Genomic DNA, 22000 nt, shown 5'->3' with positions numbered 1-22000 from the left:
CCCCTGAATTCTGCAAGTGTCCCGGTAGAGCAAGCCACAGGGTGCGTCCGGGAGAAAGTGCGCGGCGCATTTTATTTATTCGCATCTTGGCGCGATGGCTGCTTCATAGTGCGAATGGACATGTGTTTCACTCGGGATTTCGGCCGCAAGCGTCGGCGGATAATCGTTCCTGTTTCACTTTCTGAAATCGGCCGAGCGAGCCAGGGCACGGCCTAGCCTTCAGCGGGTTCTGAAGCGGAAGCACGCGTGTTCTGCGTCAGGTCGCGTCAGCGTTTCGATTGATGCGAACTTGCGGCTTGCCCCGTCCCATCGAACAATAAGCCCATCGCTGGAAGAGCTCCAATCGTTTGGTCTCCGGCACAGAACGATAACGAGATTAAAGAGGGTCGATCCATGAAACTGACAGGTGGCCAAGTCGTCGCGAAGGCGCTCAAGGAATATGGCGTCGAGTATGTTGCCGGCGTGCCGGGTCACGGCATCTGGTCGTTGTTCGACGCGTTCCTGCAGGAGGGATCAGAGATCCCGTTCATCCAGGTGATGCATGAACAGAGCGCCGTCCACATGGCCGACGGCTACTACCGCGCCTCAGGCAAGCCGATGGCATGCTCGACCTCTGTCGGTCCGGGTGCCGCCAACACGATCATCGGTCTGGCGACCGCCTATTGCGACTCCACCTCGCTGTTTTATGTCTCCGGTTCGCCGCAGACCTATATGCATGGCCACGGCACCATGCAGGAGCTGGAGCGCCAGCAGGATAACGCCTTCCCGCGCATCACCGAGCAGGTGACCAAGCGCGCCTGGCAAGCAAATTCGGTGCAGGTCCTCCCAAGCATTATGCATCGTGCCTTCAGCGAAATGCTGACGGGCCGTCCCGGCCCGGTTCATGTCGAAGTGCCGATGAACGTGCAGGTCGAGGCCGCTGACGTCACCATTCATCCGCTCCAGAAGCGGCTGCCGGTCGGTATCGCCTATCCGGACCCGAAGGCCATCGAGGCCGCGGTGAAGGTGCTGATGAGCGCCGAGCGTCCGGTCATCGTCGCGGGTGGCGGCGCGATTACCGCGAATGCGTCCGCTGAACTGACGCGTCTCGCCGAAAAGCTCGGCGCCGCCGTCTCGATCACCTGGAACGGCAAGGGCGCCATTTCAGAGGATCACGCGCTGTTCATCGGCGCCGTCGGCCAGACGGGCACAACCTGTGGCAACACGATCACCGCATCCGCCGACGTCGTCGTTTCCGTCGGCTGCCGCTTCACCGACTGGTCGGCGTCGTCCTATGCCAAGGGCGTCTCCTTCTCGATCCCGTCGGCCAAGCTCATCCATATCGATCTCGACCCGCGCGAGATCGGCAAGAACTACGAGACGGAAGTCGGCATCGTCGCCGATGCGAAGGTGACGCTGGAGGCGATCCTGTCGCTGATTTCCGACGCGGACTCGCAGAAGATGCTGTCGCGCCGGGAAACATTCGTTGCCGATGTGCAGAAGGCGAAGGCCGATTGGCGCGCGCTGGTCGAACCGCGCGAAAACAGCCAGGAAACGCCGTTCACCTCGCAGCGTCCGCTGATGGCGCTGCGCAAGGTTCTCGATCGCAACGGCATCGTTGTCGTCGGTTCCGGCAACACGCAAGGGGCGGTCAAGCAGAGCTTCCCGATCTACGAGCCACGCACCCACCTTACCTCCGGCTCCTATTCGCCGATGGGCTGGGCGGTGCCGGCTGCACTCGGCGCCAAGCTCGCCTGCCCGGATCGCCAGGTCGTCGCCATCGTCGGCGACGGTGACTTCATGATGTCGCTGCCGGAAATGGGCACGGCCGTCATGAACGGCATCAACGTGGTGTTCCTGGTGCTCAACAACCAGGGCTACATGTCGATCCGTGGTGGGCAGCGCAAGTTCATGGGGCGCCACATCGCCTCCGAGTTCAATCATCACGCCGGCAACGGTGCGCCCTACTCGGCCGATATTACAGCCTCTGCCCGTGCCTTCGGCCTCCAGGCGTGGAAGGTCGAGAAGAACGAGGACCTTGAAAGCAGCCTGAAGGCGGCGCTGGAATGCGGCGGCCCGGCCCTCGTGGAAGTGATCGTCTCGCGCGATGCCGCCGGCCCGTTCGCCACCGGCTGGTGGGACTTCCCGTCGCCGGCCTACTACGAAAAGGAGCAGGCCGCATACGAAGACATGCGCGCCCGCGAACAGCACCTCTAAACATCCCGAGCAGGGGAGGCGCGAGCTTCCCTTGCCCTCCCAAGACCCTTGATAGCGCGGCGCCGACGGCGGCCGTGAACGAAGAGACTTTGTCATGATCCGGCACATCAAAACAGCCAAGGCTTCCATCGAACAGGGCGGTGCCGACAGCGCAGTCACCAAGGCGGTCGAGGGCCTTCTTGCACAGGTCCGGGACGGTGGCGACAAGGCGGTTCGCGCGCTTTCAGTGCAGTTCGACAAGTTTGACCGCGACTCCTACCGGCTGACGAAGCAGGAGATCGAGGCCTGTATCAACGCGCTGACGGTCCGGGAGCGAGAAGACCTTGATTTCGCGCAGGACCAGATCCGCCGGTTTGCCGAAGCGCAGAAGGCCGCTCTGAAGGATATCGAGATCGAGACGCTGCCGGGTGTCGTGCTCGGTCACAAGAACGTGCCCATCCAGAATGTCGGCTGCTACGTGCCGGGCGGAAAATACCCGCTGCTGGCATCCGCCCATATGACAGTGCTGACGGCGCGCGTTGCCGGCTGCGAGCGGGTGATCACCTGCGCGCCGCCCTTCCAGGGTAAGATTGCCGACAAGATCGTGGCTGCGCAGGCGCTTGCAGGCGCTGATGAAATTTACTGCCTTGGTGGCGTCCAGGCGATCGCCGCAATGGCCTACGGGACTGAAACGATCGCTCCGGTCGATATGCTGGCCGGCCCCGGCAACGCCTATGTCGCGGAAGCCAAGCGGCTTCTCTTCGGCCGCGTCGGCATCGACCTCTTCGCCGGCCCGACAGAAACTCTGATCATCGCCGACGACAGTGTCGACGGCGAACTGGTGGCGACCGATCTGCTCGGCCAGGCCGAACACGGTATCAACTCGCCGGCGGTTCTCATCACCAATTCGGAGAAGCTGGCGCGCGATACGCTTTCCGAGATCGAGCGCCTGCTTGACATCCTCCCCACAGCGGCCGTCGCCGGCAAGGCCTGGGAAGATTTCGGCGAGATCATCCTCTGCGACACGATCGAGGAGATGCTGGCGGAAGGCGACCGCGTGGCCTCGGAACATGTCCAGGTCATGACCCGTGACCCGGACTACTTCCTCGACAACATGAAGAACTACGGGGCGCTGTTCCTGGGTGCCCGCACGAACGTCGCCTTCGGCGACAAGGTAATCGGCACCAATCATACGCTGCCGACCAACAAGGCCGCCCGCTACACCGGTGGCCTCTGGGTCGGGAAATTCCTGAAGACCTGCACCTATCAGAAGATCCTGACCGACGAGGCGTCCGCAATGATCGGCGCCTACGGCTCGCGGCTCTGCCTGATGGAAGGTTTTGCGGGACATGCCGAGCAGGCCAACATCCGCGTGCGCCGCTACGGCGGCCGGAACGTCGGCTACGCGATGCCCGCTGACCCTGTTTAACAACCGCGCACAAAAGCCCGCCAAGGGCTGCGCTCAAAAACCCAACCAGAGAGGACCAACTCATGTCGAAATTTATAGCTGCCGTTCTTGCGGCGACCATGCTCGTGCCCGTTGCGGCCCGTGCCGAAGGCGAGATCGAAGTTCTGCACCACTGGGTCTCGCAAAGCGAGGTCGACGCCCTCAACGTCATTCGCAAGGAACTCGAGGCCAAGGGCTTCACATGGAAGGATTCCGCCGTCGGCGGCATGAGCGGTGCGAACGCGCAGCAGGCACTGCGCTCGCGCCTTACGGCGGGCAACCCGCCGGGCGCCATGCAGTTTCTCGGTTGGGAAGGCGTGCAATGGGCGGAGCAGGGCGTTGTTCGCGACCTGAACGACCTCGCCAAGGCCGGCGGCTGGCGTGAAGCGCTCGCGCCTCAGCTCCTGCCGTTCGTGACGTCGGGCGACGCCTTCATCGCGGCCCCGATCAACATGCACCGCCAGAACTGGGTCTGGGCCAACAAGAAGATCTTCGACGATGCCGGCATCGCCGTTCCCAAGTCGTGGGCGGAACTGATCACGGCCGGCCAGAAACTTCAGGAGAAGGGCATCGTTCCCATCGCGATGGGCGATGAACCGTGGCAGATCGGGATCATCTTCGATGCCCTCCTGTCGGACGTCAACGGCCCGGAATTCTACCAGAAGACGGCGATCGACCTCGATCCGGAAGCGCTCGGCAGCCCGGAGATGGTCAAGGTGTTCGACACGCTGCGCGAAGTGCGCGGCCTCGTCGACAACAACTTCGTCGGCCGCGACTGGGCGGTTGCGACCGGCATGGTCATCAACGGCGAAGCCGCCATGCAGTTCATGGGCGACTGGGCGAAGGGCGAGTTCCTCGCAAAGGGGCTGAAGCCCAACCAGGATTTCTACTGCTTTGCGACGCCCGGCGAGGTTACGTCCTTCCAGTACCTGATCGACAGCTTCGGCACGTTCATCGTCAAGGATGAGAACGTGCAGAACGCGCAGACAGCGCTTGTCGAAACCATCATGGATCCGAAGGTCCAGAAGGGCTTCAACCTGATCAAGGGCTCGATCCCGGCCCGTAGCGACGTCTCGGTCGACGATTTCGACGATTGCGCAAAGCTCGGCTACCAGGAGCGTGCCACCGCAATCGAAAAGGGCAGCATGCAGGGCGCCATGACGCACGGTTTTGCCGCCAAGCCGGAATTCGCTTCCGTCTTCAGCGACGTCGCCGCGCAGTTCTTCGTCGGCACCATGAGCTCGGAAGATGCCGTCAAGATGCTGGTCTCCGGCATCGACAACGCTCGATAAGCCATACAGCCAATCGGAGGAGCCGCACCGCGTGGCTCCTCCCCATTACCGCCATCGGAGCTGACCCATGAGCGCCTCTACGCGCATGTCATCGCGATTGGCAGCCTGGCTTCCGCGCCTCGTCGTCGCTCCCAGCCTGCTCGTCGTCATCGTCACCGTCTACCTGTTCATTCTCTGGACGGGACTGATTTCCGTCACCTCGTCGAAATTCGTGCCGACCTACGATTTCGTCGGCCTTGAGCAATATATCCGCCTGTGGGCCACGCCCCGCTGGCACACGGCTGTCGCCAACCTGTTCATCTTTTCCGTGCTCTTCCTCGCGCTGTCGACGGGCCTGGGCCTGCTGATGGCGATCCTTCTCGACCAGAATATTCGTGCCGAAGGCGCTCTACGAGCGATCTACCTCTACCCGATGGCGCTGTCGTTCATCGTCACGGGAACCGCTTGGAAGTGGATCATGAATCCCGGCCTCGGCATCCAGCGGGTGGTAAACGACCTCGGCTGGATGGACTTCCGTTTCGATTGGATCACCAATCCGGACATGGCGATCTACACGGTCGTGGTGGCCGGTGTCTGGCAATCCTCGGGCTTTGCCATGGCGATCTTCCTCGCCGGCCTTCGCGGCATCGACAACTCCGTCATCAAGGCGGCACAGATCGAGGGCGCCACGCTGCCGCGGATCTATCGCCAGATCATCATCCCGATGCTGCGCCCGGCCATGCTGAGCGTGATCGTCCTGCTCAGCTACATCGCCATCAAAAGCTTCGACCTGGTCCTGGCGCTGACAAACGGCGGCCCCGGCACCGCAACCGAACTGCCATCGACCTTCATGTTCTCCGCCACCTTCCGGCGGAACCAGATGGGCGTCGGCGCGGCAAGTGCCGTGATGATGCTCATGACCGTCGCGGCGATCATCATTCCCTACCTCTATTCCGAGCTTCGGGAGAAAAACGATGGCTGAAGCACTCTCCCAATCCGGCAAGATGCGGCTTGGCCGTATCGCCATCTATGCCTGCCTGGTCATCGTCGCATTGCTTTACCTGATGCCGCTCTGGGTGATGGTCACGACATCGCTGAAACCACTCGACGAGATCTATGGCGGCTCGTTCATCGGCCTGCCCAAGGTGGTGACGCTCGATGCGTGGCGGGCAGCGTGGTCGCAGGCCTGCATCGGCACCGAATGCACAGGGCTGAAACCCTATTTCCTCAATTCGTTGCTGATGGTGATCCCGGCCGTGGCCCTTTCGACGGGCATCGGCGCCATTAACGGTTACATCCTGACGAAATGGAAATTTCCAGGCGCCAACTTCGTTTTCGGACTCATGCTGTTCGGCTGCTTCCTGCCGTACCAAGCGATCCTCATCCCCATGGCACGCACGCTCGGGCTGCTGGGTCTCGCCGGGTCCATTCCCGGGCTTGTCTCCGTCCACGTCTCCTATGGTATCTGCTTCACGACGCTGTTCTTCCGCAACTATTTCGTCTCGCTGCCGGATGAACTGACGAAGGCGGCGATGGTCGATGGTGCCGGCTTCTTCCGCATCTTCTGGAGTGTCATCCTGCCGACCTCGATCCCGATCATCGTCGTGTCCTGCATCTGGCAGTTCACGCAGATCTGGAACGACTTCCTGTTCGGCGTGTCCTTCACCTCCGGCTCCAGCAGCCCCATCACCGTCGCGCTCAACAACATCGTCAACGTGACCACCGGTCGCAAGCAATACAACGTCGACATGGCCGCCGCCATGATCGCCGCCATCCCAACCTTGGTCGTCTACATCGTCGCAGGTCGATATTTCGTCCGCGGCTTGACGGCCGGCGCCGTGAAAGGCTGAGGCTATGTCCACTCTAGAAATCGATCGCGTCCGCAAGGCTTACGGCCATCTCGAGGTTCTGAAGGAGGTTTCGATCTCCATCGGCACCGGCGACTTCCTCGTGCTGCTCGGCCCTTCCGGCTGTGGCAAGTCCACGCTTCTCAACATGATCGCCGGCCTGGAAACCATCTCGGGCGGCGAGATCCGGATTGCAGGGAAGGCCGTCAACGACCTCTCGCCGAAGGACCGGGACATCGCCATGGTGTTCCAGTCCTACGCGCTGTACCCGACGATGACCGTGCGCCAGAACATCGAATTCGGCATGAAGATCCGCAAGGTCGCCCAGGCCGATCGCGCCAAGGCCGTGAAAACCGCGTCGGACCTGTTGCAGATCACGCATCTGCTCGATCGCAAGCCGTCGCAACTGTCCGGCGGCCAGCGCCAGCGCGTTGCCATGGGCCGCGCGATCGTCCGCGAGCCAAAACTGTTCCTGTTCGACGAACCGCTGTCGAACCTCGATGCCAAGCTGCGCGTGGACATGCGCACGGAGATCAAGCGCCTCCATGCCCGCCTCGGCACGACGATCGTCTATGTCACGCACGACCAGATCGAGGCCATGACGCTCGCTACCCGCGTGGCGGTCATGAAGGACGGCGTCGTGCAGCAGCTCGACGAGCCCCAGGCCGTCTATGACCGGCCCGCCAACGTCTATGTCGCGCGCTTTGTCGGTTCTCCCGCCATGAACATCGTGCCGGCCGTTCTGGAGGCACAGGGCTCGACGGTCACCGCCGTCGTCGACATCGCCAACCGGCAGCCAGCCCGCATCGCGGGCATCGCCCTCTCGCCGGAGGCCGTGCGGCGCTACGCCGGCAAGAAAGTGCTCGTCGGAGTACGACCCGAGAATTTCTCGATCGCGAGTGGCGATATACCTCCGTCGCTGACCATCGATTTCGACGTCGTCGAGCCGACGGGGCCTGACACGCTCGCCGTCTTCCAGCTCGGCGGCGTTGAAGTGACGGCCCGTCTTCCGCCCAAGCAGGCGCATGCAGGCCAGGAAGCCGCCTTGTCCGTCGATACGTCGAAGACCGTGCTGTTCGACATCGATACCGAAACGCGCATCGACTGAAAGACATCATGACTCAGACCGCAGACATCGTCATCATCGGCTCCGGCATCGGCGGGGCGTCCCTGGCGCACAGTCTGGCGCCCTCCGGCTTGCGGATCGTCATCCTCGAGCGTGGCGATTACCTGAAGGACAGTCCAGAGGCGCGCGATGACCGTGCGATCTTCCAGAAGGGTTTCTACCGGCCTTCGGAGGAGTGGCTGGGCACGGACGGCGAGGGCTTTCTCCCCGGCAATTACTACTATGTCGGCGGCAATTCGAAGTTCTTCGGCGCCGTGATGTATCGTTACCGCCGCGAGGACTTTGCACCAAGGCCGCACATGGATGGAGCATCCCCGGGCTGGCCGATGTCCTATGAGGAGTTGTCACCCTGGTATGATGCAGCCGAGAGCATTTTTCGGGTGCGCGGTTCGGTTTCCGGCGATCCGACGGAGCCGGCGCATGCCAAGCCCTACGTCTATCCATCGGTGCCTGACGAACCGTCGATCGCCGCCGTTCGTCGCCGGCTGGAAAAGGCTGGAATCCACCCGGCTGCCCTGCCGCTGTCGATCGATATCGACGCGTGGCTGAAGCAGGCGCCGACGGGCTGGGATGCGTTTCCGAACACCGGCACCGGCAAGATCGATGCGGAGGTCGGTCCGCTTGCCAGCGCGCTCACCCATCCGAATGTCAGCCTCGTGACCGGCGCTTCCGTGACCCGCCTCGAAACGGACGAGACGGGCCGTCGGGTCGTGTCCGTCGTCTATGTGAAAGACGGCGTGGAGCAGCGCATCTCGGCAGATCGCTTCGCGGTGGCGGCCGGCGCGGTGCAGAGTGCAGCACTTCTCCTGCGCTCCGCCAGCAAGGCGCATCCGACCGGCCTCGCCAACGGCTCGGATCAAGTTGGCCGCAACTTCATGAACCACAACACGACTGCGATGCTGACGATCGATCCCTTCGCCGCCAACACTTCGGTCTACCAGAAGACCATCGCCTTCAACGATTTCTACAACGCGGACAACGAATACGGTGCCCCCCTCGGCAACGTCCAGCTTCTCGGCCACATCACAGGCAACATCCTCAAGGCCAATATACCGTTTCCGGCGCCGACTTGGGTCGCCAGGCTCATCGCCCGCTACGCCTATGGCTGGTTCCTGACGAGCGAAGACCTTCCCAATCCTGAAAGCCGGGTGATGGTGCGCGACAACCGCATCGTCATGCACTGGATTCGCTCGAACATGCGTGCGCACGAGGTGCTGATCGCCAAGACGCGCGCCGTCATGCGAAAGGCCGGTTTCCCAATCGTGCTGACGCATACCTTCGGCCGCAAGACGACGTCGCACCAATGCGGCACGGCCCGCATGGGCAGCGACCCGAAAACCTCGGTCGTCGATCTCGATTGCCGCAGCCACGATGTTGAGAACCTCTACATCACGGATGCGTCCGTGATGCCGACTTCGGCTGCCGTCAACCCGGCTCTGACCATTGCTGCCTTGGCGATCAAGGCCGGCAGCGCCATTTCAAGGGGGCAATGATGGGACTTCGAGACATGGGATCGGCGCGCTACGGCATTTCTCCCCGGCATCCGGATGAGATAACCACATTCGACTATATCGTGGTCGGTGGCGGCTCGACGGGCTGCGTCGTTGCTGCCCGGCTTTCGGAAGATCCTGCCGTCAACGTTCTCCTGCTGGAGGAGGGACCACGCGACCGCAGCCCCTACATCCACATTCCCGGCGCCTACTACAAGACCGCGCAGGGCGACCTGTTGAAGCGCATTCCCTGGGAGCCGATGGCCGAGCAGGAGCGCACGGAAACACCGACCATGGTGCAGGCGCGGGTTCTCGGCGGCGGCAGTTCGGTCAACGCGATGATCTACATTCGCGGCGTGCCGTCGGACTATGAGCAATGGGTCGATATGGGTGCCGAAGGCTGGGGCTATGCCGACGTCCTGCCCTTCTTCAAGCGTGCAGAGGACAACAACCGCTTCTGCAACGAAGCCCATGGCGTCGGCGGCCCGCTCGGCGTTTCCGACATCGACTATATTCATCCCTTGACCCGCGCATGGCTGCAAGCCTGCCAGCAGGCCGGGCTGCCCTACAACCCGGATTTCAATTCCGGCGATCCGGAAGGCTGCGGCCTCTACCAGATAACGGCCCGCAACGGTCGCCGCAGCTCCGCAGCGGTCGCCTATCTCAATCCTGCCCGCAAGCGGCGCAACCTGCGTGTAGAAACCGGAGCCATGGTCACGCGCGTACTCGTTGAGAATGGACGCGCCGTCGGTGTCGAGTGCGTGAGGGGCAAGCGCACCGTTGTGTACCGGGCCGATCAGGAGGTCGTCCTTTCCACGGGCGCGATCGCCACGCCGAAGCTCCTGATGCTGTCGGGCATCGGGCCGGCGGACCAGATCCGTCGGCAGGGTATCGACGTCAATGCCGATTTGCCGGGCGTTGGCCAGAACCTGCAGGATCACATCGAGATTTCGCTGGTCTACCAGCTCAATGGCCCGCATAGCTACGACAAGTACAAGAAGCTGCATTGGAAGGCGCTTGCCGGCCTGGACTATGCACTGTTCCGCAATGGTCCTGCATCCTCCAACCTTATCGAAGGCGGTGCCTTCTGGTGGGGCAACAGGGGCGAGGCGAGCCCGGATATCCAGTATTTCATGGTTGTCGGCGCCGGCATCGAGGAGGGCGTCGATGCGGTTCCCGGCGGCAATGGCTGCACGGTCAATCTCGGCCAGATCCGGCCCCGCTCCAGGGGAGAGGTCACACTCCTGAGCGCCGACCCGGCGACACATCCGCGTGTGGCGCCGCGCTATTTCTCCGATCCTTACGATCTCGACGCGATGACCGAAGGGGCGATGGCCGCCATCGACATCATGGCGCAGCCGGCGATCGCGAAATTCGTGACGGCACGGCACGCTCCATCGCCGTCCCTCAAGACGCGCGAGGATATCAGGGCCTTCTGCGTCAAGGACGCGCATGCCGCCCTTCATCCTGCCGGGACATGCCGGATGGGTGGCGATGACATGGCGGTTGTCGATCCGAAGCTGCGCGTGCATGGCGTCGAGCGGCTTCGCATTGCCGATGCGTCGGTCATGCCGACGCTGATTTCCGGCAACCCGAATTCCGTCTGCATCATGATCGGCGAGCGGGCCGCGGAGTTCATGCGTTCCTAGCGTGGTGAGGTTGCCGCACAAACTCATGCGCGCGCGATGCTTTTTATTGCGTATATCTGCCTGTTCGTGCATAGTAAGAATCAATTAACGCACAAAAAGGCAAATTGAATGAAACCGAATGTTGTGGTCTTCGATATCGGCGGCGTCCTGATCGACTGGAATCCCGCCTATCTCTATCGCAAGCTGCTGCCGGACGATGCGGCCGTGTCTGCCTTCTTGAGCGAGGTCTGCACGTCGGCGTGGAACGAGCAGTTCGATGCGGGCGTGCCGTTTGCCGAAGGTATCGCAGAGCTTGCGGAGCGCCACCCAGAGCGGGCGGCCCTCATTGAAGCCTACTGGCTGCGCTGGCATGAAATGTTGGGGGGCGAGGTGCCCGGGACGGCCGATATTCTCTGGCGCCTGAAAGACGCGGGTGTTCCGGTGCACGCCATTTCGAACTGGTCGGCCGAGACCTTCCCGAGGGCAAAGGACATCTATCCATTCCTGGGCGCGTTCGACGTTCTCGTCGTTTCCGGCACGGAGAAGCTGGTGAAGCCGGGTGCCGCGATCTTTGAGCGCTTTCTGGAGCGGGCGGGTGTGCGTGCCGAAGAGTGCATCTTCATCGACGACAATGCCGCAAACATTGCCGCAGCCGCAGCGCTCGGCTTCCACACCGAGCATTTCCGCACGGCCGAGGCGCTGGAAGTGCGGCTGTCCGAGCTTGGACTTCTCGCGCAGGCAGAGAAGGCGAGGGCATGAGCGCGGACAAGGCAGAACTGTCGGCGCTTTCTCCGGAGGAGCGGCAGGCTGTCATCCTCGACAAGGTCAATGCGGCAGGGCGGGTTCTCGCCACCGGGCTCGCGCAGGAATTCGGCGTGTCGGAAGATTCGATCCGTCGCGATCTGCGCGACCTCTCGGATGCCGGCCTGGTGCAGCGGTTTCACGGCGGCGCGGCGCGGCTCGTCACGCCTGCGCTCGATTTCCACCGCCGTGAGACGCTGCATGCGGGAGAGAAAGAGCGGATCGGCCGCGCTGCGGCGGCGATGATCCCGGACGGCGCGACGCTGCTTGTGGATTCCAGCACGACGGTCGTGCAGTTCGTACGCAGCCTGTCGCCGGCGCTCTCGTTGCGCATCATCACGACCGCCGTCGACGTTGCCGCTGCCGCGCTCGACCATCCGCTTGCCGAGGTGATCATGCTGGGCGGCCGCCTCGGCCGGCTGACGCGCAGCGCAACCGGCGCCGGTGCAATCGATGCGATCCGGGCGTTGCGGGTCGACTATTGTGTCCTCGGCACCTGTGGAGTCGATCATGATCTGACGCTCCGCGCCGACGATTTCGAGGATGCCCACCTGAAGGCCGCGATGATCCGGGCTGCAAACAAGACCCTGCTTCTGGCGACGGCCGACAAGCTTGGTCAGGCCGCAACCTACGAAGTGGCCCCGATCACCGCCGTATCAGCGCTTTTCACCAGCAGCACGGATGCTGCCATCCTCAAATCCATTCGCGAAGCCGGTGTCGATGTCGAAACCGTCTGACAACGCCCAGTTTCTCATCGCACGGAGACAATGATGACTTTTTCACCGGATCAGGACGCCAGGGCGATCCTTTTGCCCGCCTTCGACACGTTCGACTTCATGGATGTCATGGAACCCTTTCTCGAAAAGGGCGGCTGTTCCGTTCTGATCGGGGAAAACCGGGCAGAATATGTCGCGCGGGCCATGTCGGCGGAAAGGCTTGCCGGCGAGACGGCGGATGTTTTTCGCGGTCACGTCGCGCGCCTGAAAGCCATTTGCCCTCAGTTGATCGTTGCCGTGGATCAGGAACTGGGCGGTATCCAGAGGCTCCAGGGGTTGGTTCCATCGCTCCCCTCGCTTGATGAGGCCCATGCTCTTTCCGACGAGGCCCTTGAAGAGCGATGCCGGGTGACGGCCGTGGCTGCGCGCGAACTCGGTGTGTCGATGTTCCTCGCCCCGATCGCAGACGTGATCGACGGCCAGAACCCCTGGCTGCGCGGCCGGACAATGGGGACCTATCCGGAAGCCGTTGCAAGGCTGGTGTCGGCCTTCGTGAAGGGTGTCCAGAGCGCCGGGGTCACCGCGGTGACCAAGCATTTTCCCGGCTTCAACGATCTGGAACATGACCCGGCGCTGGTGGATGTTTCCCTGCACACGCCGCTGGATCGACTTCTGCACAATGCGCTGCCATTCAAGGCCGCGATTGCTGCCGGAACCAGGGCGGTCATGACAGGACCGGCGCCCGTTGCCGCAATCGATCAAGAGAATGCCGCCAGCACGTCGCCTGCGGTCATGACCATGCTGCGGGATGCTTTCGGGTTCAAGGGCCTGATCGTCAGCGACGACCTCGACGCTCCGGCCACCATGCGCGGTCGATCGCTCCTTGAAACCGCCATTTCTGCGGTGAATGCCGGGGCCGATTTGCTGCTCGTGGGAGGAGGGCTGCACCTTGAGGCCCTGTGCGACGGCATTGCCGCGGCGGCGCGATCCGGGCGGATACCGCCGGACCGCCTGGCGGAGGCTGCAATGCGCGTAAGGCGCAATGCTGTCGGTCTCTAAGAGAGCGACGGCTAAGATCAGGCACAGGAAACCTTCTTGAAATGACGAACCCCATCACGATAAGCGGGCTTTGCAGATCGAGCCGGCTGCATTGCAATCTGTTCTTCCTTGCCGCCGGCATCGGCATTGGCGCTTGGGCGTCCAGCCTGCCGCTTCTTGCTGCTGGCATGGGGCTGAACAAGGGGCAGCTCGGAACGGTCCTTCTCTGCTTTGCCTTCGGCGCCATCGTCCTGATGATCAATGTCGGCCGCTATATCGACCGGGTGATCAGCAACCAGGTGCTGAGCCTCTGCGGCAGCGTGGTCTTCGGCGCCGCCTTTCTGGTCATCCCCTTCATCGAAAATCCGATGGTTCTCGGTGGCTGCGTATTTGTCGCCGGCGCGGCATTCGGGACGCTCGATGTGGCGATGAACACCGAAGCATCGCAAATCGAACTGGAGACCGGCCGGCACCTGATGTCGTCCTTTCATGCCGTCTTCAGCATCGGCAATCTTGCCGGCGCATTCCTCGTGGGCCAACTGATCGGCCACGGCGGCGGCCTGCAGGCGTGCCTTGGGGTGGCCGGCCTCCTCGTCGTGGCCCTTGCGCTATCAAGCCGGATGATCGCGACGAAAGCGGCTCATCGATCATCGAGCCTGAATCCCGAAGGCATGCCAGCCGCCAGCACATCGCTCAGCGCCGCACAACGCACCCTCATCTTCGTGCTCGGAAGTATCGCGTTTCTGGCTTTGCTTGCGGAAGGCGGCATGATGGATTGGACGGCGATCTACATGATCGACATTCTCGGTGCATCCGAAAGCCATGGCGCCTATGCGTTTGCCATCTTTGCCGGCGCCATGGCGTGCGGGCGTCTTGTCGGGGATGCCGTGACGCGGCGCGTCGGGCACGTGCCGCTGATCAGGATCGGTGGTGTGCTCTGCGCGATGTCGGTCGCCATCCTTCTGTTCGCAGACAGCGCGGTATTGTCCCTGGCCGCTCTCGCTCTGTGCGGCCTCGGCGTCGCGAACATGGTGCCGGCGGTGTTTGCAAGTGCTGGCAATGTCGGCGGAGCGGCCGCCGGCAGGGCGATCTCCATCGTGACCACGATGGGGTACAGCGGCCTGTTGCTCGGCCCGGCTCTGCTCGGCTTCCTCGCACAGGCAACCAGCCTTGTCGTCAGCTTCGTTCTGATCATGCTGGCGTTCCTGCTCATCGCAGCCGTTACCTTCCAGCTGGGCCACCGTCTGAAGCAGCGTCAGGCGGGCCTTTGAGACGCCGCCCGGCGGGTTCGGATCGTTAAACCAGGCCGAGATCCGAATAGCTGTCGTGCAAGGCCCAATCGGCCGGGCTGAAGCGGTCCTTGGCAAAATTGTGCTGGTGCCAGTAGGGGTAGAGGTAGGCGGGGCGGCTGACCCTGTTGAGGGTATCCAGCTCCTCGTCCCTAAGCTTCAGGTCGACAGCGGTGATATTGTCGCGAAACTGGGCTTCGCTAAGGCCGCCGACGACCAGGCTTGCCACGGCGGGGCGTGATAAAGTCCAGGCCAGCGATACCTGCGCGACGGAGACGCCATGAGCCTTTGCAATGACGTCCAGAGCATCGACGATTGTCCAGAGACGCTCGTCGTCGCGGATCGGCGGCTCGCTCCAGCCGGCTGCCTGGCGCGAACCGGCCGGTGACCTGTCGCGGCCGAAGGCGCCGGACAGGAGGCCGGCCGCCAGCGGGCTCCAGACCATGGCGCCGAGGCCCTGGTCGACGGAGAGCGGCAGGAGTTCGTATTCGGCCTCGCGGGCTTCCAGGGTGTAGTGGATCTGCTGGGTGACGAAGCGAGGCAGGTTTTTCGCTTCGGCGACCCCGAGCGCCTTCATGATGTGCCAGCCGGAATAGTTCGAGCAGCCGATGTAGCGGATCTTCCCCTGCTGCCGCAGCGTGTCGAGGGCAGACAATGTCTCCTCGACCGGCGTCACGCCATCCCATTCGTGCATGAAGTAGATGTCGATGTGATCCCGGCGCAGGCGCTTCAGGCTGCGCTCGCATTCGCGGATCAGGTGATACCGCGACAGGCCCTCGTCGTTCGGGCCGTCGCCGATGCGCATGCGCGCCTTCGAGGAGACGAGCACCTGGTTGCGCTTATCGCCGAGCGCCTCGCCGAGGATTTCCTCCGACCGGCCGAGCGAATACATGTTGGCGGTGTCAAAGAGATTGATACCACCATCGATGCAGCAATCAACGAGGCGGCGGGCCTCCTCGACGCCCTGATTTGCGACGCGCGCGAAGGCGCCGACGCCGCCGAAGGAGAAGGTACCCATGGCTATGGCCGAAACCTTGAGGCCCGAACGGCCGAGTGTCCTGTATTCCATATGCATGCTCCTGCTGGAAAGGATGGTCGAATTGGGCGATCGTCAGGCGGCGCGCGGGTAGTGCCCGGCACGCCGGCAGAGGCTACTCCGCTGGCTGCTTGACAGTCTTCGGCAGCCGGTTCCGGGTCGGTTTCCAGAGGCCGCGTTCATGGCTTGCCCGCAGGACGAGATCAGCACCGACGAGAATCTTGACCGGTGGTTGCGGCTCGGCCGCAGCAATAAGGTCGTTGAGGACCGTGACGGCGAGATTGCCGATCTTGCGCTTCGACACGTCGATCGTCGTGAGGCCGGGCTCCATCGTGGCACTCTGCGGCAGGTTGTCGAAGCCGATGATCGAGACGTCGTCGGGAATGGCAACACCGTGCTCGCGAAGCGCGCGGATAAAGCCGTAGGCGATGATGTCGTTTGTGCAGAAATAGCATTCGGCAAGGTCGAGACCCGTCGACAGCAGGGCGCGCGTATCGAGATAGGCGCCGTCATAGGTCGATTCCACCGAAAGGATGTCGGCTTCGTTCACCGACAGGCCAAGCCGCGCCATGTTCTTGAAGAAGGCCTCGCGGCGCAGGCGGAAGTTCGTCGTATCGACATGGGACGCAACGAAGCCGATGCGCTGGAAACCCTGCTGCTGGAAGCGGGACACCACCTTGTAGACAGCGTCCTCGTTGTTCATGTCGACGAAGTTGGCATCGAGGACATCGTAGAACGTGTCGATGAAGACGGTCGGCAGGCCAAGGCCCTGGATCAGCCGGATATCGGCTTCCGTCAACTCCGTGCCGAGCGCAATGACGCCGGAAATGGGCGCACCCGCAAGCGATTCCGCAACCGTGCTGATCGGCTGTCCCTCGAAACTCACGACTTCTAGCGTGTAGTTGCGCCGCGTCGCCTCCGCGGACATGCCGTCGATGTAGTCGGAGATGAAGACGCTGTGGTCGCGATTGACGGTATGGCCGTGCTTGGCGATCTTCAGGAAACGCAGCGTTTCGCCAGGCTCCGCGCTGCTTCTTGCCGCGCGTGGCACATAGTTCAGGCTCGCCACCGCCTCCAGCACGCGCGCCCGTGTCACGCCGGAAATTTCCCCCTTGCCGTTCAGCACGAGCGATACGGTTGCCGGCGATACGCCGGCGGCCTCCGCGATGTCCCTGATGGTCAGTTTTCCCGGTTTCTTCATGCGGAAGTGAAGGCCTTTTTATGCTGCGGCTGCGAACAAGTTTACTAAACGATTTAGGTCGTCTTTGCGAGACCTAGGCCAATTTCAGGGCGTTCGCAACCGATATGCTGTGCAAACAGGGCTTGTCATCGCAAAAATCCTTTGCTAGCGTTTTAGTGAAGTCAAGGTTTGTTTAGTAAACAAACGGGAGGGGAACATGCGAAAAACCGGCGGACAGCTGGCGATGCTGGCTGTCATAAACGGCCTTCTGCTCGTCGTGGGAGCAATGATCTCCGGCGGCTCCTTCCTGTCGATTTTCAATCTTCAGTCCATGGCAAGCCAGGTGCCGGAAATCGGTCTTCTGGCCATCGGCGTTATGCTGGCAATGTGTGCCGGCAATGGCGGCATCGATCTGTCCGGCATTGCGCTTGCCAATCTTTCCGGCGTGCTTTCCGCCGTCATCGTGTCGTCCTTCCTGTCGGTGAACGACAACGGAACTGCCTTCAGCCTCGCCTTCATTGCAGGCGCCATCCTCACCGGCCTTGCGGGCGGGGTGATCAACGGCCTTCTCATCTCGCGGCTGAACATCACGCCCATTCTCTGCACGCTCGGCACGCAAATGGCCTTCATGGGGCTTGCCGTCGTGGTGTCGGGCGGCAAGGCCGTGATGGTCGGTAGCCCGGCGTTGCTCTCCAGCATCGGCAACGACATGCTGTTCCAGATTCCGATCAGTTTCCTGCTCTTCGTGGTCGTTGCAGGCGTGGTCGCAGCGCTGCTGAAGTTCACGCCCTACGGTCTGTGGCTGATGTTGATGGGCACCAATCCCAAGGCCGCAGTCTATGCGGGCTTCCCGAAGAATGGCGTGCTTGTCGCGACCTATGCGATCTCCGGCATGCTGTCGGGTCTTGTCGGTGTCATCATCGCGGCGCGCAACGTCAACGTGAAGTACGACTACGGCAGCACCTACCTGCTCATCGCGATCCTCATCGCCGTGATGGCCGGCGTGAAGCCGGAAGGTGGCTACGGCCGCGTCATCTGCGTCGTGCTCAGCGCGATTGCCCTGCAGCTCATGTCGAGCCTGCTCAATTTCGGCGGCCTCTCCAATTTCGTGCGCGATTTCGCCTGGGGCCTGCTGCTGCTCACCTTTCTGGCCGTCGGCCGGTACGACATCGCGGGCTTCCTGTCGCCGGGTCGCCGCTCTCCAAACCCTTCGGTGCCTGTCCCTCAAACGCCGAAGTGAAACAGCGAGGGAAAATTAGTGGAGGAAAACATGACGTCATTTTCGAAGAAGATGCTCGCGGGAACCGCGGTTGCCGCCGTTGCACTCGTTGGTTCCATCGGCACGCTGGTCGCGCAGGAAAAGCCGGTCATCGCCACCGTCGTCAAGATCAGCGGCATTCCGTGGTTCGACCGCATGAACACCGGCGTCGTCGCCTACCAGGAAGCCAACCCGGATGTCGTTGCCAGCCAGAGCGGCCCGGCGACGGCGGATTCCGCCCAGCAGCTCCAGATCGTCAACGACCTCGTCGCCAAGGGCGTTAACGCATTGGCCGTCGTGCCGATGGATCCGGCCGTTCTCGAAGGCACCTTCCAGCGCGCCATGGAGCGTGGCATCGTCGTCGTCACCCATGAGGCCGACAACCAGACGAACACGCATGCCGACGTCGAAGCCTTCGACAATGCCGATTACGGCGCGGCGCTTAATGAACGCTTGGCCGAATGCATGAACAAGGAAGGCAAGTGGACGACCTTTGTCGGTTCGCTCGGCAGCCGCACGCACATGCAGTGGGTCGGCGCTGGCGAGGAGAATGCCAAGAAATATGCCGGCATGGAGCTCGTCGATCCGAACAACGAATCCTTCGACGATGCCAACGGTACCTATGAAAAGGCGAAGGAAGTGCTGCGCAAGCATCCCGACCTGAAGGGCTTCCAGACCTCGGCCGGCAACGACGTGCTGGGCGTCGGCCGCGCGATCGACGAAGCGGGCCTCAGCGGCAAGGTTTGCCTCGTCGGCACCGGTCTTCCGAACCCGTCCGCCGATCTTCTCGAATCCGGCGCCATCACGGCAATCGGCTTCTGGGATCCGCAGAAGGCCGGCATGGCGATGAACGCCGTCGCCAAGCTGCTGCTGGAGAAGAAGGAAGTGACCGACGGCATGGACCTCGGCGTCGAGGGCTATAACAAGGTCTCGGTCAAGCAGGGTCCCGGCAAGGGCCTGCTCATCCTCGGCAACGGCATGGTTCTCGCCGACAAGGCGACCTACAAGGAACACATGTTCTAGTCCGATATCCGTCAAGCCGGCCGGGGGCTTTGCCCTCCGGTCGGAACCGTCCGGCACGGCAGCGTGCCGGTCAGCATGAGGACAATTTCCGTGGCGGCACAGACAAATCCCGCGCAGCATCCGGCGGCGCTCCTTGAACTCAGGAACATCCAGAAATGGTTTGGCGGCGTCCATGCCCTGCGCGGCATCGACCTGACGCTCCAGCCGGGTGAGGCCTATCATCTGCTTGGTGAGAACGGCTGCGGCAAGAGCACCGTCATCAAGATCATGTCGGGCGCGCATGCGCCGACGTCCGGAGAAATCGTTCTTGGCGGCGAAACCTTCGCGTCTCTGACGCCGATCCAGTCGCTGGCCGCCGGCATAGAGACCGTCTACCAGGATCTGTCGCTGCTGCCCAATCTGACGGTCGCCGAAAACGTCGCGCTGAATGAACAGCTGGTCAGTGCCAATGGCCGGCTGGCGCGTCTTTTCGATCGTAAGAGACTGAAGGAGACCGCGGAAAAGGCGCTCGCCGCCGTCGGACTTCCAATCGACCGCACCTTTCTCAACACGATCGTGTCCGACCTGCCGCTTGCCTCCCGTCAGCTCGTCGCCATCGCGCGGGCGATTGCGACCCGCGCCAAGCTCGTCATCATGGACGAGCCGACCACGTCGCTGACGCGCCGCGAGGTCGACAATCTCATCCACGTCGTTGAGCGGCTGCGCTCCGAAAACGTCGCCGTGCTCTTCGTGACGCACAAGCTGGACGAATGCTACCGCATCGGCGGGCATGCCGTGGTCTTCCGCGACGGCCAGTGCGTCGCCCAGGGACCGATCGAGACATACAGCAAGAAAGCGCTTGCCGAGCTGATGACCGGCCGGTCCATCGATGCGCAGCGTTACCGCACCGGCAAACCGTCTGATGCCGACCGCCTCAAGGTCGATCGTCTCGTCGCCGATGGCGTGCGGGAGATCAGCTTTTCCGTGAAGAGGGGCGAGATCCTCGGCATTACAGGCCTCGCGGATTCCGGCCGAAACGAGCTTGCCATGGCCTTGACCGGCGTCGTCCCGGCAACCGGCGGCGTGCTGACGCTCGACGGCAAGGTCGTCTCAGTGCGCTCGCCTGCCGAAGCGATCCAGCAGGGCATCGGTTATGTGCCGGAGGACCGGCTCGCCGAAGGCCTCTTCCTCGACAAGTCGATCTTCGAGAACGAAATCGCGCTCATCGTCGCGCGTCTCAGCAATTCGTTCGGCGTCGTCGACCAGGAGGAGGGGCGCAAGATTGCCGCCCGCCTTTCCGAAGAGATGCGGTTGAACACCAGGGATATCGACCTTCCCGTTGGCGCGCTTTCCGGCGGCAACCAACAGCGCGTGCTGATCGGCCGCTGGCTGAGCATCGCACCAAAACTGCTCGTGCTGCACGGTCCGACCGTGGGGGTCGACGTCGGATCCAAGGATACCATCTACCGCGTCATCCAGACGCTTGCCGAAGCAGGCATGGGCCTCGTCATCGTCAGCGACGACCTGCCCGAACTCCTTCAGAACGCAGACCGCATCCTCGTCATGAACAGCGGCCGGGTGGTCGCCGAAATGGATGCGGAGCAGGCGACCGAAGACCAGCTTTACAAGGCGATGCTGACCACCATGACGGAGACTGTGCAATGAGCGCTTCACGGACCGAAGACCTTCCCGGGGCCGCCGCGCAGTCTCGTTCCTTCAGCCTTGGCGAACTCGTGCGCCGGCGCCCGGAAACCATCACCTTCACGCTTCTGGTCGCCATCTGCGTGATCGTCACGATCGTGAACCCGGCTTTCCTGCAGCCGTCGACCCTCATCGACATCGGTCGCGCGAGCGTGGTCATGGGGCTTTTCGCGCTCGGCGTCTTCATCATCCTGGCAGCGGGCGGCATCGACGTATCCTTCACGGCGATCGCTGCCTTCACCATGTATTCCATGACCGTGCTGGTGCAAACCTACCTGCCCAACCTGCCGATCGCCGTCGTCATCCTCATGGCGATGTTCGGGGGCGCGGCGCTTGGCATTATCAACGGCCTGCTCGTCCATCACCTGAAGGTGCCGTCACTGATCGTCACGATTGGCACGCAGTATCTCTTCCGCGGCTTCCTGCTTTCCTTCATCGGCACGGTCTGGATCATGTCGCTGCCGCCGCAGATGGGCGCTTTCGGCCGTATGCCGCTGTTCCAGATCGAAGCCGCCAATGGCGCGCTCATCACGCTGCCGTTCTACTTCCTCGTCCTGCCCATTGCGGCTGGCGTGACTTGGTGGATCCTCAATCGCACCCTGATGGGCCGCGCCATCTTCGCCGTCGGCGGCAATGCCGATATCGCAAGCCGCCTCGGCTACAGCCTGCGTACCGTGCATGTCTTCCTGTTCGGCTATGCGGGCGCGCTCGCCGGTCTGGCCGGCATCATCCATGTCTGCGCCAACCGCCAGGCCAATCCCTTCGATCTGGTCGGCACGGAAATCAACGTGATTGCCGCCGTCGTGCTCGGGGGCGCGCGCATCACCGGCGGCACGGGCACGGTTCTCGGCACCATTCTCGGCGTGCTCCTGATCGTCGTCATCAACAGCGTGCTCGTCATGGTCGGCATTCCCAGTACGTGGCAGCGGCTTGTCGTCGGCAGCTTCATCCTGTTGGCCGCCGCCTTCTTCGTCACAGGCCAGCGCAAGAAATAA

The 22000-nt window shown here is 62.6% G+C and carries 18 protein-coding genes; 16 read left to right on the top strand and 2 right to left on the bottom strand.

The genetic code is table 11. From position 1 onward, the window contains the following. Positions 1 to 393 precede the first annotated feature (393 nt). The 12 genes from BSY16_RS28540 to BSY16_RS28485 all read left to right on the top strand — a co-directional run bounded on the left by BSY16_RS28540 (position 394) and on the right by BSY16_RS28485 (position 14810). On the top strand, positions 394 to 2196 hold the full coding sequence (locus tag BSY16_RS28540) for a thiamine pyrophosphate-binding protein (RefSeq protein ID WP_069063129.1): 1803 nt from the start codon (positions 394 to 396) through the stop codon (positions 2194 to 2196). 94 nt (positions 2197 to 2290) lie between these two features. Then, positions 2291 to 3604, top strand: coding sequence for a histidinol dehydrogenase (gene hisD, locus BSY16_RS28535; protein WP_069063128.1), 1314 nt, complete (start codon positions 2291 to 2293; stop codon positions 3602 to 3604). A 62-nt stretch (positions 3605 to 3666) separates the two neighbouring features. After that, a complete protein-coding gene (locus BSY16_RS28530) occupies positions 3667 to 4914 on the top strand; it encodes an ABC transporter substrate-binding protein (protein ID WP_069063127.1) in 1248 nt (415 codons plus the stop codon). A 67-nt stretch (positions 4915 to 4981) separates the two neighbouring features. Continuing rightward, positions 4982 to 5875: a carbohydrate ABC transporter permease gene (locus BSY16_RS28525; RefSeq protein ID WP_069063126.1), complete on the top strand. Its 894-nt coding sequence runs from the start codon at positions 4982 to 4984 to the stop codon at positions 5873 to 5875. Then, a complete protein-coding gene (locus tag BSY16_RS28520) occupies positions 5868 to 6743 on the top strand; it encodes a carbohydrate ABC transporter permease (protein WP_069063125.1) in 876 nt (291 codons plus the stop codon). Before BSY16_RS28525 ends, BSY16_RS28520 begins: the two co-directional genes overlap by 8 nt. A gap of 4 nt (positions 6744 to 6747) precedes the next feature. After that, a complete protein-coding gene (locus tag BSY16_RS28515) occupies positions 6748 to 7848 on the top strand; it encodes an ABC transporter ATP-binding protein (RefSeq protein WP_069063124.1) in 1101 nt (366 codons plus the stop codon). Positions 7849 to 7856: 8 nt separating this feature from the next. Beyond that, positions 7857 to 9359, top strand: coding sequence for an FAD-dependent oxidoreductase (locus tag BSY16_RS28510; protein ID WP_069063123.1), 1503 nt, complete (start codon positions 7857 to 7859; stop codon positions 9357 to 9359). 14 nt (positions 9360 to 9373) lie between these two features. After that, positions 9374 to 11005: a GMC family oxidoreductase gene (locus BSY16_RS28505; protein ID WP_069063122.1), complete on the top strand. Its 1632-nt coding sequence runs from the start codon at positions 9374 to 9376 to the stop codon at positions 11003 to 11005. A gap of 108 nt (positions 11006 to 11113) precedes the next feature. Beyond that, positions 11114 to 11743, top strand: a complete 630-nt coding sequence (locus BSY16_RS28500) for an HAD family hydrolase (protein WP_069063121.1) — start codon at positions 11114 to 11116, stop codon at positions 11741 to 11743. After that, complete coding sequence (locus BSY16_RS28495) at positions 11740 to 12522, top strand: DeoR/GlpR family DNA-binding transcription regulator (RefSeq protein WP_069063120.1); 783 nt, start codon at positions 11740 to 11742, stop codon at positions 12520 to 12522. The genes BSY16_RS28500 and BSY16_RS28495 overlap by 4 nt, the downstream gene beginning before the upstream one ends. Positions 12523 to 12594: 72 nt before the next feature. Continuing rightward, positions 12595 to 13560, top strand: coding sequence for a glycoside hydrolase family 3 N-terminal domain-containing protein (locus tag BSY16_RS28490; protein ID WP_286157277.1), 966 nt, complete (start codon positions 12595 to 12597; stop codon positions 13558 to 13560). 41 nt (positions 13561 to 13601) lie between these two features. Then, positions 13602 to 14810: an MFS transporter gene (locus BSY16_RS28485; protein ID WP_069063118.1), complete on the top strand. Its 1209-nt coding sequence runs from the start codon at positions 13602 to 13604 to the stop codon at positions 14808 to 14810. Between the two features lie 25 nt (positions 14811 to 14835). Here BSY16_RS28485 and BSY16_RS28480 read toward each other — a convergent pair whose 3' ends face one another. Together BSY16_RS28480 and BSY16_RS28475 are read right to left on the bottom strand one after the other, a co-directional pair. Next, complete coding sequence (locus tag BSY16_RS28480) at positions 14836 to 15897, bottom strand: aldo/keto reductase (RefSeq protein WP_069063117.1); 1062 nt, start codon at positions 15895 to 15897, stop codon at positions 14836 to 14838. Between the two features lie 82 nt (positions 15898 to 15979). Beyond that, entirely contained in the window at positions 15980 to 17065 is a 1086-nt protein-coding gene (locus tag BSY16_RS28475) for a LacI family DNA-binding transcriptional regulator (protein ID WP_069063116.1), read from the bottom strand. Positions 17066 to 17261: 196 nt separating this feature from the next. Between BSY16_RS28475 and BSY16_RS28470 the strand changes: the two genes are divergently transcribed. From BSY16_RS28470 to BSY16_RS28455, 4 genes are all read left to right on the top strand, one after another. Beyond that, on the top strand, positions 17262 to 18284 hold the full coding sequence (locus BSY16_RS28470; RefSeq protein WP_069063115.1) for an ABC transporter permease: 1023 nt from the start codon (positions 17262 to 17264) through the stop codon (positions 18282 to 18284). A gap of 30 nt (positions 18285 to 18314) precedes the next feature. Further along, complete coding sequence (locus BSY16_RS28465; protein WP_069063768.1) at positions 18315 to 19325, top strand: substrate-binding domain-containing protein; 1011 nt, start codon at positions 18315 to 18317, stop codon at positions 19323 to 19325. A gap of 75 nt (positions 19326 to 19400) precedes the next feature. Further along, positions 19401 to 20969: a sugar ABC transporter ATP-binding protein gene (locus BSY16_RS28460; protein WP_069063114.1), complete on the top strand. Its 1569-nt coding sequence runs from the start codon at positions 19401 to 19403 to the stop codon at positions 20967 to 20969. Next, entirely contained in the window at positions 20966 to 22000 is a 1035-nt protein-coding gene (locus BSY16_RS28455) for an ABC transporter permease (protein WP_069063113.1), read from the top strand. Before BSY16_RS28460 ends, BSY16_RS28455 begins: the two co-directional genes overlap by 4 nt.

Origin of the sequence: Sinorhizobium sp. RAC02, assembly GCF_001713395.1 — a bacterium.
In the GTDB taxonomy this organism is placed as follows: domain Bacteria; phylum Pseudomonadota; class Alphaproteobacteria; order Rhizobiales; family Rhizobiaceae; genus Shinella.
This window is presented reverse-complemented; position numbering and strand designations above follow the sequence as displayed.